Origin of the sequence: Nocardiopsis trehalosi NBRC 14201 (genome assembly GCF_001552555.1) — a bacterium.
Classification (GTDB): Bacteria; Actinomycetota; Actinomycetes; order Streptosporangiales; family Streptosporangiaceae; genus Nocardiopsis_B; species Nocardiopsis_B trehalosi.
In genome coordinates, this window is sequence record NZ_BCRK01000177.1 from 1 (window position 1) to 12,769 (window position 12,769).

Below are 12,769 nucleotides of genomic sequence, written 5' to 3' on the forward strand. Positions count from 1 at the left end.
GCGCCGCCGTCCCCACCCCTGTGGACGGCGGCGCGGGGAATGTTCCGCGGCGCTGCGGGCAGCCGGTCGCACCATGGGCGACATCCGAGTGGGCACCGCGTCGTGGACCGACCGCGCACTGACCGAGACCGGCTGGTACCCGCCCGAGGTCCGCACCCCCGCGCAGCGGCTCGCCTGCTACGCCGAGCGCTTCCCGCTGGTCGAGGTCGACTCCACCTACTACCACCCGCCCGCCGAACGCACCGCGCGGCTGTGGGCCGAGCGCACCCCGCCGGACTTCACGTTCAACATCAAGGCGTTCTCGCTGCTGACCCACCACCCGACACCGCCGTCGGCGCTGCCCAAGGACCTCCGCCCGGCCGCCGAGGCCGCGGCGCGCGGCCGCCGCAACCTCTACCTGCGCGACGCCGGCCCCGAGCTGGCCGACGAGATGTGGCAGCGGTTCACGTCGGCGCTGGCGCCCCTGCACGAGGCCGGCCGGCTGGGCGCCGTCCTCCTCCAGTTCCCGCCGTGGTTCACGATCGGCCGCGAGAGCAAGCGGTACCTGCTGGAGTGCCGCGACCGCTGCGCCCCCTACCGGGTGTGCGTCGAGTTCCGCAACGCGGGCTGGATGGCCGGCGAGAACCGGCACGAGACCTTCGCGTTCCTGGTCGACCACGACCTGCCGTACGTGTGCGTCGACATGCCGCAGGGCCACCCCAGCTCCATCCCGCCGCTGGCGGTGGCCACCTCCGACCTCGCCGTGGTCCGGTTCCACGGCCGCTCCGACCACTGGAACAGCCGCGACATCGAACTCCGCTTCGGCCACCGCTACAGCATCGACGAGCTGCGCGAGTGGGTGCCGCGCATCGAGCACCTGGCCGAGCAGGCCGACACCACGCACGTGCTGATGAACAACTGCCGGCGCGACGACGCCCAGGTCAACGCCCGCCAGCTCGCCGACCTGCTCGGCCTGCCCCCCGGCCCCGGCTGAGCCGGGCCCGGGCGCCCCCGGCCGGTGCCGGGGTCAGAGCCAGCGGGTGCGCTTGAACACCACGTACAGGACCACGCACACCGTCACCATGAGGCACAGCACGGCGGGGTACGCCCACGCCAGCTTCAGTTCCGGCATGTGATCGAAGTTCATGCCGTACACGCCGGCGATCAGGGTGGGCGCCATGATGATCGCGGCCCACGCCGCGATCTTGCGCGAGTCCTCGGCCTGCGTCACCCCCACTTGGGCGAGGTAGGCCGACATCACCTGCGGCAGCAGCTCGTTCATGGCCGCGACCTTCGCGCTGACCTGGATCGCGTGGTCCTGGACGTCGCGGAAGAACGGCGCCGACTCCGGGGTGAGCCGGACGATGTCGCCCGACGCCACCGTGCGCACCACGGGGATGAGCGGCTGCGCCGCGTTGTGCATCTCCAGCACCTCGCGCTTGAGCGCGTAGATCTCGGCGGGCGACGCGCCGCCCGAGAGGAACACCTGCTCCTCCAGGTCGGTGATCGCGTCCTGCACCTGGTCGGCGATCTCGATGTACTCGTCCACCACCGCGTCGAGCACCCCGTAGAGCACGACCGAGGCGCCGAACGCCCGCATCTCGGGGTCGGCCTCGAACTTGCGCCGCACCGGGGTGAGCGGGTCGACGTCGCCGTGCCGGACGGTGATCACGTAGTTGCGGCCGAGGAAGACGAGGATCTCGCCGCTGGTGACGTCGCGGCGCTCGGTGTCGTAGGCGAGGGCCTTGAGGACCACCAGGACGGCCTTGCCGTACCGCTCCAGCTTGGGCCGCTGGTGCGGGGTGAGCGCGTCCTCGACGGCGAGGGGGTGCAGGTCGAGTTCGCGCGTCGCCAACTCGAACTCCGCCTCGGTGGGCTCGTGCAGGTCGATCCAGCAGAACGCGTTGTCGTCCTGGAGCAGTGCGGCGTCGAGGGAGTCGCTGATGTCGCCCTCGACCGGTTCGCGTCGGTCCGCGCGGTAGATCGCGCACTCGGTCATCACAACGCATCATTATGCGGCGATCCGTTCTCCGCGATTTCGCCGTCCATGTCTTACTTACATAACGGTATGGACGCGTTCGTCCCCCCGGTCGCGGCGGCCCGCCACCGCCGCGCGCCCCGCGGTGCCGCCCGCGAGCGGCGCCCCGCACCGCCCCACCTGTGGTTCGTCACACACTGGTGATCCCACGGATGCGGAAAGCGGTCGGCGTACCGCATAGTAGGCGTGCCGTCCGAGACGCTCCCCCACCGGGGCACCGGCGTCCCCCTTCGGGCGGCGGCCGGTCCACATCCGGCCACCCCTGATCCGATGGCGGGTCCCCTCACGCCCGGCCGCCCCCCATACGGCCCGGCGCCCGCCCGTACGGAGAGAGGAATCCCCCCGTGTCCCACCCGCACAGCACCTCCCACCGCCCCCTTCCCCGCACCGCGTCGGCGGCCGCGGCCGTCGCCATGGCCGCCGCCCTGCTCGGCGCCGGCGCCGCGACCGCCGCCCCCGCCGGCGCCGCCGAGAACCCCTACGAGCGCGGCCCGGCCCCCACCGAGCGCAGCATCGAGGCCCTGCGCGGCCCCTTCAGCGTCGACGAGGACAGCGTCTCGCGCCTGGCGGTGTCCGGGTTCGGCGGCGGAACCATCTACTACCCGACCGACACCAGCGAGGGCACGTTCGGCGCCGTCGCGGTCGCCCCCGGCTACACCGCGTCCCAGTCGTCGATGTCCTGGCTCGGCCCGCGGCTCGCCTCGCAGGGCTTCGTGGTGTTCACCATCGACACCATCACCACCAGCGACCAGCCGGACAGCCGCGGCCGGCAGTTGGAGGCCGCGCTCGACTACCTGGTCGAGGACAGCGACGTCACCGACGTCATCGACGAGTCGCGGCTGGCCGTCATGGGGCACTCCATGGGCGGCGGCGGCACGCTGGCCGCCGCCGAGTCGCGCCCCGAACTCCAGGCCGCCATCCCGCTGACCCCCTGGCACCTCGACAAGTCGTGGGGCGACGTGGACGTGCCGACGCTGATCGTCGGCGCCGAGAACGACAGCATCGCCTCGGTGCGCTCGCACTCCGAGCCGTTCTACGAGAGCCTGCCCGACAACGGGAACAAGGCGTATCTGGAGCTGAACGGGGCGAGCCACTTCGCGCCGAACATGTCGAACACGACGATCGCCAAGTACAGCATCTCCTGGCTGAAGCGGTTCGTGGACGACGACACCCGCTACGAGCAGTTCCTCTGCCCGGCGCCGTCGCGCGATCTCGACATCGAGGAGTACCGCGACACCTGCCCGCACTCCTAGGACCGACCGCGCCTCTCCGGGGGCGGCCCGCCGTCGCGGGCCGCCCCCTCCGCGCGTCCGCCGCCGGGGTGGCGGGCGGGCCCGGAACCGCCCGCACCGCAGGCGATTCCGCCCACTCGGTGAGAAGCCGGACTCCGCGCCGAATCCGGGCCGTTCCGCCGCCCCGGGCCGCGCCGACGGGGTAGGGTTCGATCGGCGATAGCCGCAACCCCCCGCGATTCCTCGCTGAGAGAGGCATGCCCGTGTCCGAAACGGTTCGTTTGATCTGCCCGATGAGCCGTAAGCAGGGGGAGCTGTGGGGCGGGGCGGTCCTGGCCCTGGTGGGCGTCGCCGTCATCGCCCTCGGGCCCACCGCGTGGACCCACCTGGTGCCCGGTGTCGCGGCCGTCCTCGCGGGGGCGGCGCTGACCTGGCACGGGGCGCGCATCCCGGTGCCCGTTCTGGAGGTCGAGAACGGCGAGTTCCGCTACATCCGCGGCCGCTACATCGTCCGCATCCCCTTCTCCGAGGTCGGCTCGTACTTCGTGCTCGCGGGGCGCAACCGCTCCCTGGGACTGTGCGACGTGGCGGGCCGCCCGCGCATCTTCCCGTCGGTGGAGGGCCGCCGCGCCACCCGGCCCTACCTGCCGCTGACCCGCTCCACCTCGCGCGACCGGGTCGACGCGTTCATGAGCACGGCGGGCATCCCGCCGCGCGACCGCTCGCTGACCACGGGCACGCCCGGATCCCGGGCGGCCTGAGCGGCCGGGGGAACACCGCGGGGGTCCGGCGCTCGGCGCCGGACCCCCGTTGCGCGTCCCGGCGCGGGCGCCGGACGCGTGCGGACTACGCGAACTCGAGGCCCTCGGCGTCGGCGCCGAGGACGTCCTCCAGGAAGTCGGGGTTCTCGGCCAGCCACGCGCGGGCGCCGGCCTCCTCGTCGCCCTCGTGGTCGATGAAGACGGCGGTCTCCAGCTCCGCCAGCTGCTCGTCGCTGAGGGTGAAGTCCTCCAGCCACCCGTTCAGCTCGGGGAAGTCCTCGCCGAAGCCCTGCCGGCCGAGGCTGTGGATGCTCTCGGCCTCGCCCATCGCGCCCTCGGGGTCCTCCAGGTCCTTGAGGTCGTACTGGGCGTAGGCGATGTGCGGCCGCCACAGGGTGACGACGATCGGCTTCTCGTCGGCGATCGCGGTCTCCAGCTCCTGGAGCATCGCCGGGGTGGACGACTCGACGAGTTCGTACTCGTCCTCCAGGCCGTACGCGGGCATCGCCTCGTCCTTGGTCGTCTGCACCAGGCCCGAGCCGGACTCGATGCCGACGATGCGGCCGTCGAACGTGTCGGCCTGCCCCTTGAGGTCGGCGATGGTGTTCACGTCCTCCATGTAGGACGGGACGGTGAGCTGGAGGCTGGCGTTCTCGTTCCAGACGCCGATGTCCTCCAGGCGGTCGCCGTACTCCTCCCAGTAGGAGGCGTGCGTGGTGGGCAGCCACGCGTCGAGGTAGAGGTCGATGTCGCCGTTGGCGAGGGCCTCGAAGGTGGGGGCGACGTCGACGTTCTCCAGGGTGACGTCGTAGCCCTTCTCCTCCAGGATCGCCTGCCACATGTGGGTGACGGCGATGTCCTCCTCCCACGGGATCAGGCCGATGGTGATGGCCTGGCCCTGGCCTTCGCCCTCGCCCTCCTCCGGGCCGGTGGCGACGCCGCCACCGCCGCCGCAGGCGCCGGCGAGCAGGGTCAGCGAGGCCGCTGCGGCCCCGATTCCGAGGATCTTGGGGGCACGCTTGGGAGCTCTCACGTCGCGGTTCCTCCTTGGGGATGTGTGCGGTGGTGTCCGGCCGCGGGCGGCCGGGAAGCGGGGGGTGTCGGGCGGGTCAGGCGCGGGCGCGGGCCGCGCGGGCGGCCGGCGAGAAGCGGGTGACGGCGCCGGTGAGCCGGTCCAGGTAGATCGCGAGGATGACGACGGCGATGCCGCCCTCGAACCCGACGGGCACGTTGCCCTGCGCGATGCCGACGTAGACGTCGTTGCCGAGGCCGCCCGCGCCGACCATGCCCGCGATGACCACCATCGACAGGCTGAGCATGATCACCTGGTTGATGCCGGCCATGATCGTGGCCAGCGCCAACGGGAGCTGGATGCGGCCCAGGATCTGCAGGTCCGGGGCGCCGAACGCCTCGCCGGCCTCGACCAGTTCGGGGTCGACCTGGCGGATGCCCAGCTCGGTGAGGCGCACGCCGGGCGGCATCGCGAAGATGACGGTGGCGATGACACCGGGCACCGCGCCGATGCTGAAGAACGCGATCGCCGGGAGCAGGTAGACGAACGCGGGCAGGGTCTGCATGAAGTCGAGCAGCGGCTTGAGCACCGCGCTGACCCGGTCGTTGTAGGCGGCGAGCACGCCGATCGGCAGGGAGACGCCGACCGCGATGACGGTGGCGACGATGATCAGCGCGAGGCTGCTCATCGCGTTGTCCCACTTGTCCATGCTGATGATGAGCAGGAACCCGATCGCCGCGAACAGCGCGACGCGCCACCCGGCGACGGCCAGCGCCAGCACCACGAACAGCGGCGCGACCAGCAGGGCGAGCTGCACGCCCGCGATGAAGTGCAGCACGAGGACGAGCAGCAGCGCGGCCCACGCCCCGCCGGTGACCAGCCAGGTGCGGCGGTGGCGGACGAGCGCCAGGGAGACCGCGGTCAGCGCGGCCAGCAGCAGCAGGGCCAGCACCAGCGGCGGGTAGACGTACTCGGCGCCGAACAGGCCCATCGCCCACAGGAACAGCGGGGCGGGCAGCGAGCCGATGACGGCCGCGGCGGCGCCGGCGGCCAGTTCGGCGATGTAGAGGACGGCCCAGGCGGCGACCGCGATGTACACGGGGCGGCGCACGCCGCGGGCCAGGAGCGCCCCGGCGACGACGGCGGCGGCCAGCAGGGTGAACTGGGTCGCGGAGGTGGCGGCGAAGAGGCCCGTGAGGGCGTCCACGCAGGTCTCGATGACCATGCCGATGAAGGAGAACAGCGGGCGCAGGTTGGCGCGCAGCCACTCGATGGCGGCGTCGAAGGACTCGCCGACCGGGAGGCGGGGGACGTCGATGGTGAGCGCGGTCGCGGTCATGCCCGGCTCCCCTCGTCGTCGGAGGTGGCGGGCGCGGCGGCGGCCGCCCCGTCGGGTGGCGGTGCGTCGTCCGGAGCGGGGCCGGCGTCCGCGGCGGGCGCGGTGTCGGCGGCCGGCGCGGCGGCGGGCTCCGCGTCCGCGACGGGCTTGGCGTCACCGGTCGGCGCGGCGGGGGCGGCCGCCGGGGTGGCCGGGGCGAGCGCGGCGAGCAGGGTGACCCGGGGGATGACCCCGACCAGCCGCTCGTCGGCGTCCACGACCGCCAGCGGGTAGGGGCTCTCGGCGGCCTGCGCGAACAGGTCGGCGAGGGAGGTGTCGGGGTGGACGCGCTCGATGTCGGTGTCGACCAGCCCGTCCAGGGAGGTGGCGCCCTCGCGCACGGCCTGCCCGATGGCGCCCTCGCGCACGGCGCCCACCAGGCGGCGGTCGCGGCGCACCACGAAGGCCGACACGGTCTGGTTGTCGCGCATGGTGCGCAGCGCGGCGCGCGGGCCGTGGGACGGGTCGATCACCGGGATGGGCGACTCCATGACGGACGCGGCCGTGAGGACGCGGGTGCGGTCGACGTCCTCCACGAACTGGGCGACGTAGTCGTTGGCCGGGTCGTTGAGGATCTCCTCGGCGGTGCCGATCTGGGCCACGCGGCCGTCGCGCAGCACGCAGATGCGGTCGCCCAGGCGCATGGCCTCGTTGAGGTCGTGGGTGATGAAGATGATCGTCTTGCCCAGCGTGGCCTGGAGTTCCAGGAGCTGCGTCTGCATGTCCCGGCGGATCAGCGGGTCCAGCGCGCTGAACGCCTCGTCCATGAGGATGATGTCGGTGTCGGCGGCGAGCGCGCGGGCCAGGCCGACCCGCTGCTGCATGCCGCCGGAGAGCTGGCCGGGGACCTTCTCCTCCCAGCCCTCCAGCCCCACGAGGGCCAGCGCGCGGCGGGCGGCGTCGCGCCGCTCCTCGCGCGGCACGCCGCGCACCTCCAGGCCGTAGGCGGCGTTGTCCAGTACCGAACGGTGCGGGAACAGCGCGAAGTGCTGGAAGACCATGCTGATCCGGCGGCTGCGCAGCTCGCGCAGGCCCGACTTCGAGAGCCGGGTGATGTCGGTGCCGTCGACCTCGACGGTCCCGGCGGTGGGCGGGAGCAGGCCGTTGAGCATGCGGATGAGCGTCGACTTGCCCGAGCCGGAGAGGCCCATGACCACGAAGATCTCGCCGGGCCGGACCTCGAACGACACGTCGATGACGGCGGCGGTCACGTTGAGGTGGGCGATGCGGTCGCGGTGGCGGCCGTCGGCGAGCAGGTCGACGGCCTTCGCGGCGCGTTTCCCGAACACCTTGTAGAGCTTTTCTGCGCGGACTGCTGGCACGGTCTCCTCTTGCGTTCTGTCCATCCCGGCGCGCCGGGGCCGCCGGCGCCCGGCGGGGGCGCCGTCCGCCGGTGGGCGGAGCCTCGCGCGACCCAGCGGGGGCCGACCGGTCCGCGCTCCGCTGGGGCAGGCGATGGGGAGGGCCGGTCCGACCTGGGGTGATTTGTCCTTTTTGTGGCCATAGGGAGACTAGCGAGGAAAGCTGGACGCTTCATTGGAGGAGGTCACGGCGGAGTAACAGGTTTAAACATCGGCTAACGCGAAAGGAAACGTGCGGCCCGCATACCGCCCCCGCGAACGCAATGTTTTGTGATCCGAAACACATGTCACGGAATAGTGATGTGCGTCACCGTAATCCCCGCCCTGATCACCGCCATGATCACGCAGCGGCGGAGCCCGTGCGCGCACGGCCACCGCCCCGGTGGCCGCTTCCGGAATCCCGGTGGCCGGACCCGGCGCCCTTCGCCCCCGCGTTCGGCGGCTCGCCTACAGTCGGAGGGGTGACGCACTCACGGATGATCGGCTTCATCACCGTCGCGGCGATGCTCGTCGCGATGTGGGTCTTCGAGATCGTCGACACCGCCCTCGGCGGCGCGCTCGACGGGACGTTCGGCCTCCGCTCCTGGTCCACCGACAACCCGTGGAGCTTCCTCACCTCCGCGTTCATGCACGCCGACTTCAACCACCTGATCGGCAACTCGGTGCCGTTCCTGGTCCTCGGCTGCCTCGTCGCCCTCAGCGGGGCGGGCCGGCTCGTGGGGACCACCCTCATCGTCATGGTCGTCAGCGGGGTCGGGGTGTGGCTGTTCTCCGGGCCGACCACCCTGACCGTGGGCGCGAGCGGGCTGATCTTCGGCTACTTCGGCTACACCGTGCTGCGCGGCGTCGTCGAGCGCCGGACCGTCGACATCGTCATCATGATCTGCGTCGTGCTGTTCTACGGGACGATGATCTGGGGGGTCCTGCCGCAGCAGCCGGGGGTCTCCTGGCAAGGCCACCTGTTCGGCTTCCTGGGCGGGCTGCTCGCCGCCTACGTCCTGCCGGGCCGCCGCACCCCCCGCCCGGCGGCACCCAGCGGGCCGTACGGACCGCAGGGGTACCCGGGCTGATCGCGGTCGGCGGGGCCGCGCCCGCGCGGTCAGCGGTCGGGCGGACAGCGGTCGCTCGGACAGCGGTCGGCGGGCGGCACTCGGGTGGCCGCCGACCGCTCAGGGGGTGGGTCGGCCGCGCGCCGACGGGCTCGCGCGGCCCCGTGGGCCGCGGCCTCAGACCTTGCCGCGGGTGAAGTTCAGGTAGGACCGCGACGGCGTCGGGCCCCGCTGGTCCTGGTAGCGCGAGCCGTACCGGGTCGACCCGTACGGCGACTCCGCGGGCGAGGTCAGCCGGAACATGCAGAGCTGCCCGATCTTCATGCCGGGGTAGAGCTTCATCGGCAGCGTGGCGACGTTCGACAGCTCCAGGGTGACGTGCCCGGAGAACCCGGGGTCGATGAACCCGGCGGTCGAGTGCGTCAGCAGGCCGAGGCGGCCCAGCGAGCTCTTGCCCTCCAGCCGGCTGGCGATGTCGTCGGGCAGGGTCACGACCTCGTAGGTCGACGCCAGGACGAACTCGCCGGGGTGCAGGATGAAGGGCTCGTCGTCCTCCCCCTCGACCAGCCGCGTCAGGTCCGGCTGCTCCACGGCGGGATCGATGTGCGGGTACTTGTGGTTCTCGAAGACCCGGAAGTAGCGGTCCAGCCGGACGTCGATGCTCGACGGCTGGATGAGTCCCGGCTCGTACGGGTCGATCCTGACCCGCCCGGACTCGATTTCGGACCTGATGTCGCGATCGGAGAGCAGCACGCTCCAGAACCTACCTGGTACGGCCCCCCGCAGCGGCTCCGCGCCCCCAAGACACCCGTCGCCCGCCGCCGCGACCCGGTACCCGACCACGGCGCGGATCCGGTAAGCTGACCCCGTCGCAGCCCCGAGGGGCCGCCCGACGCGGATGTAGTTCAATGGTAGAACTTCAGCTTCCCAAGCTGATAACGCGGGTTCGATTCCCGTCATCCGCTCAGCACCACGAAGGCCCAGGTCAGGGGGATATTCCCTGACCTGGGCCTTCGTCGTTCTCAGAGCCAGAGCGCGGCTCCGTGCCACACACGTGCCACAGAGTGGACCTCAGCGACCGGCGTCCGCCGAGGGCGCTCCTTGCCCGTCGCCGCCGTCGTCCGTGTTGCGCGCCCGCTTCAACTCGTCGGCCGCCCGCTGCCCGAGGGCATCGGCGATGGCCCGAGCGCGTTCGTCGCGCGCGTGCATGTAGATGAGCGCGGCCCGCGTGCTGGAGTGGCCCATCCGATTCATGAGTTCGCGCAGGGAGGCGCCCGTCTCGGCCGCGTAGGTGTTGCCGGTGTGCCGCAGGTCGTGCACGTGGACCCCCTTGAGCCCGACCGCCGCGCACGCGTCCGCCCAGTACTTGGAGAAGTTCGACCGGCGGAGCTGGTTCCCCTTGGCGCCCACGAAGACGAAGCCGTCCGAGCCGGGGGCCGCGTAGTCGCGGATGTGGTGCCGCAGGTCCTCGATGATGAGTTCGGGCAGCACCACGGTTCGCGCACCGGCCTTGGACTTGGGCTTGCCGACACGGATGTCTCCGACGTCATCGGCGGTTTCGCGCACCGTGACCGTACGCGCGTCCAGGTCGAGGTACCGGCGTCGCAGGCCGGCCAGCTCGCCCCACCGCAGACTGCCGAACGTCGCCAGCAGCACGAGCGCGCGGTAGCGCGGCTTGATCGCGTCAGCGAGCTTGAACACTTCCGCGACCGACAGCACCGGACGTTCTTCGGTGTCCTCCTTGCCCGCTCCCGCGATCTGGCACGGGTTCTCGCGGATCAGCTTGTCGCGCACGGCGGTGTTGAGGATCGCCCGCAGCAGGCGATACGCCTTGGGTACCTGGCTGCGTGCCTTTTTCATCTTCAGCCGCTCGGACCGCCACTTGCGGACGTGCGCCTCGTTGATGTCCCGGAGCAGCATGTCCCCGAACGTGGGGTCGAGGTGGCGGCGAATCAGCACCTCGTACGTGGACTCGGTCTTGCGGGTCAGGTCACGCTGTTCCATCCACTCGACGGCGTAGTCGTGGAAGAGCAGCGCACCCGCGTCGGGGTCGAACCAGTCGCCACGGGCGATCTCGGCTTCCTTGAGGGTCAGCCAACGCTGAGCGGCCTTCTTGGCCGCGAAGGTCGCAGGCGCGCTCCGCAGCCGACCGTCCGGCCCTCGGTACCGCGCCTGGAACCGGCCGGACGCCAGTGTGCGGATGTTGCCGAAAGAACGGCTCTTCTCCCCCGGCATCAGGCTGCCCGCCGCATCCGCAGCGTGACGGGTTCCACGGTTCCCACGGCGATGAGGTCGTCCACCACGGATTCGGGGATGCGCACGTGGCGACCGATCTTCACGAAGGTGATGCGGCGCTCTTCGATCAGCCGGCGCGGGTAGCGCTCGCTGGTGTTGAGGCGTTCCGCTACCTCCGCCACGGTCAGCAGGCGACCAGCGGGGCGAGTGTTCTTCACAGGCATCAGGCGGCTTCCTCCGTTGCCGAAACATTGGTCTGTCTGGCGTGGTCGAGTTGGGTCCGGCGTTTCAGCGCCTCACCGACCGCCCGCAGGAGGCGGTGTTCGCGTGGTGGGACGTCGGGGTCGGCCGGGCGTGCCAGTTCCCAGGCATGGCCGTTGCCGGTGACCGCGAAGGGGGAGGCCGGCCGTTGGCCGCCGTCCTGGTCGTCGTCGTGCTCTTCGCCGGGGGTGACGCCGAGCTGTTCGAGGACCCAGGTGAGGCGGTCGGCTTTGTGGTCGGCCAGGGTCTTGCCGGACCACTTGCGCGAGACCAGGACGCGGCGTCCGGCGTAGCCGAGGTGTTCGCGGCGGTGCGCCTTGGACCGGCAGAACCCGGGGCGAAGGCCCGCTTTGGCCTCTGCCGGTTGGACGCCGTAGCGCAGCCAGTTCGCGCACCGGGGCGAGCAGGGCTCGTAGCGCAGCGCTTCCACCAGGCGGTCAACGTGGCGTTCCTGCGCCGGTGTCTCGGCCGCGTGGCATTCGGCGATGTCCTTGGTGAGGTACTTGGCCAGGTAGCGCACGCACCGGTCCGCGTCCTCACTTCCGGCCAGCACCCCCTTGGCATCGACCTGGGGACCGAACCGGCACACGTGGTGCGGTTGCGCGTCGGGGTCGTCGTCCAGGGCGTCCAGCGCCTCATCCCACGTGGGCAGGACTTCCCCGGTAGCCGGGTCGAAGTAGGCCCCGGCGACTTCGTCCCAGACGGGCAGGTTCCCCCCCTCGTAGACGACCTCATAGGCGGTGGGCCACCAGACCTGGTGGTAGGTCGCCGCCGCGATCTGGCGCAGCTCCGCCCGGGGGATGGTCCCGCGCGTGGCCATGTGCAGGTGGGGAGCCAATCGGCGCTGGGGCTCCACGGTGGCGAAGTACTGGACGTCGAAGCCGGCCACCCGCCGCAGGTTCTGCACGAACCGGTCCACGAGCTTGGAGAAGTGCAGGGCGTCCCGCGCCGCCCGCCGGTAGTCATACGTCGCCGGATCGACGGGGGTGCCGTCCGCCTTCACCCGCCCGTAGGAATCCAACGTCAACGTCACGAACAGCGAAGGCCGGAAGACCTTGCCGGTGGCCGGGTCCTCGAAGGCACGGCCGATGGTGCGCCGGGTCATCGGGCGCTTCGGGAGGTCGGGTGCGTCGGAGCGGCGCCGGGTCGAGCGGGACCGGCGCGGCCGCGAGGAGGCCGAGGAACCCCGGTCGACACTGCCGCGCAGCCCGGAAGCGGTGATCTCCTCATCGAGGTCCGCGATGACCGCGTCCAGCTCCGCCAGTTCCTCGGGGCCGGCAGTGCCAGTCGCGGCCAAGCGGTCGCGTTCGGCCGTGACGATGGCCCGCCGCTCCACCCATTCGCGCTGGATGTCAGTCGGTTCGTCGGGGTCGATGACGGGTTCGTCGGCCAGGTGCCAGCCTTCCTCGCACTGGGAGCGCCGCAGGGAGCGCTTGCGCTTGGCACACGCCGGGCACCGGGAC

The 12,769-nt window shown here is 71.7% G+C and carries 12 protein-coding genes and 1 tRNA gene; 5 read left to right on the top strand and 8 right to left on the bottom strand.

The genetic code is table 11. The annotated features are described in order from the left end of the window. Positions 1-73 precede the first annotated feature (73 nt). On the top strand, positions 74-973 hold the full coding sequence (locus NT8_RS23010; protein ID WP_067973532.1) for a DUF72 domain-containing protein: 900 nt from the start codon (positions 74-76) through the stop codon (positions 971-973). 33 nt (positions 974-1,006) lie between these two features. Here NT8_RS23010 and NT8_RS23015 read toward each other — a convergent pair whose 3' ends face one another. Continuing rightward, positions 1,007-1,978, bottom strand: coding sequence for a magnesium and cobalt transport protein CorA (locus tag NT8_RS23015; RefSeq protein ID WP_084469203.1), 972 nt, complete (start codon positions 1,976-1,978; stop codon positions 1,007-1,009). 452 nt (positions 1,979-2,430) lie between these two features. Here NT8_RS23015 and bdeA point away from each other — a divergent pair, with 452 nt between their 5' ends. Together bdeA and NT8_RS23025 are read left to right on the top strand one after the other, a co-directional pair. Then, positions 2,431-3,270 (top strand): bis(hydroxyethyl) terephthalate hydrolase, encoded by an 840-nt coding sequence (gene bdeA / locus NT8_RS23020; protein WP_157515945.1) that lies wholly within the window; start codon positions 2,431-2,433, stop codon positions 3,268-3,270. A gap of 272 nt (positions 3,271-3,542) precedes the next feature. Further along, entirely contained in the window at positions 3,543-4,010 is a 468-nt protein-coding gene (locus NT8_RS23025; RefSeq protein ID WP_245646296.1) for a hypothetical protein, read from the top strand. 85 nt (positions 4,011-4,095) lie between these two features. Here the strand turns inward: NT8_RS23025 and NT8_RS23030 are convergent, their stop codons facing one another. The 3 genes from NT8_RS23030 to NT8_RS23040 form a co-directional block, all read right to left on the bottom strand. Next, complete coding sequence (locus tag NT8_RS23030) at positions 4,096-5,043, bottom strand: glycine betaine ABC transporter substrate-binding protein (RefSeq protein WP_067973543.1); 948 nt, start codon at positions 5,041-5,043, stop codon at positions 4,096-4,098. Positions 5,044-5,119: 76 nt separating this feature from the next. Next, entirely contained in the window at positions 5,120-6,361 is a 1,242-nt protein-coding gene (locus NT8_RS23035; RefSeq protein WP_067973544.1) for an ABC transporter permease, read from the bottom strand. After that, positions 6,358-7,689 (bottom strand): quaternary amine ABC transporter ATP-binding protein, encoded by a 1,332-nt coding sequence (locus NT8_RS23040; RefSeq protein ID WP_067973547.1) that lies wholly within the window; start codon positions 7,687-7,689, stop codon positions 6,358-6,360. Before NT8_RS23040 ends, NT8_RS23035 begins: the two co-directional genes overlap by 4 nt. Positions 7,690-8,276: 587 nt before the next feature. Between NT8_RS23040 and NT8_RS23045 the strand changes: the two genes are divergently transcribed. Then, entirely contained in the window at positions 8,277-8,831 is a 555-nt protein-coding gene (locus NT8_RS23045; RefSeq protein ID WP_067973559.1) for a rhomboid family intramembrane serine protease, read from the top strand. Positions 8,832-8,987: 156 nt separating this feature from the next. On the opposite strand, the gene dcd is transcribed toward NT8_RS23045, so the two are convergent. Further along, complete coding sequence (gene dcd / locus NT8_RS23050) at positions 8,988-9,563, bottom strand: dCTP deaminase (protein WP_067973549.1); 576 nt, start codon at positions 9,561-9,563, stop codon at positions 8,988-8,990. 141 nt (positions 9,564-9,704) lie between these two features. On the opposite strand from dcd, the gene NT8_RS23055 reads away from it, so the two are divergent. Next, positions 9,705-9,775, top strand: a tRNA-Gly gene (locus NT8_RS23055). A 106-nt stretch (positions 9,776-9,881) separates the two neighbouring features. Here NT8_RS23055 and NT8_RS23060 read toward each other — a convergent pair. The 3 genes from NT8_RS23060 to NT8_RS30045 form a co-directional block, all read right to left on the bottom strand. Beyond that, the gene (locus NT8_RS23060) at positions 9,882-11,045 is read right to left on the bottom strand and encodes a tyrosine-type recombinase/integrase (protein WP_067973551.1); all 1,164 of its coding nucleotides are present in this window, start codon (positions 11,043-11,045) and stop codon (positions 9,882-9,884) included. After that, entirely contained in the window at positions 11,045-11,269 is a 225-nt protein-coding gene (locus NT8_RS23065; RefSeq protein ID WP_067973554.1) for an excisionase family DNA-binding protein, read from the bottom strand. Before NT8_RS23065 ends, NT8_RS23060 begins: the two co-directional genes overlap by 1 nt. Continuing rightward, positions 11,269-12,769, bottom strand: a 1,501-nt coding sequence (locus NT8_RS30045; protein ID WP_067973557.1) for a replication initiator, incomplete at its 5' end; no start/stop codon positions are given. The genes NT8_RS23065 and NT8_RS30045, both read right to left, overlap by 1 nt.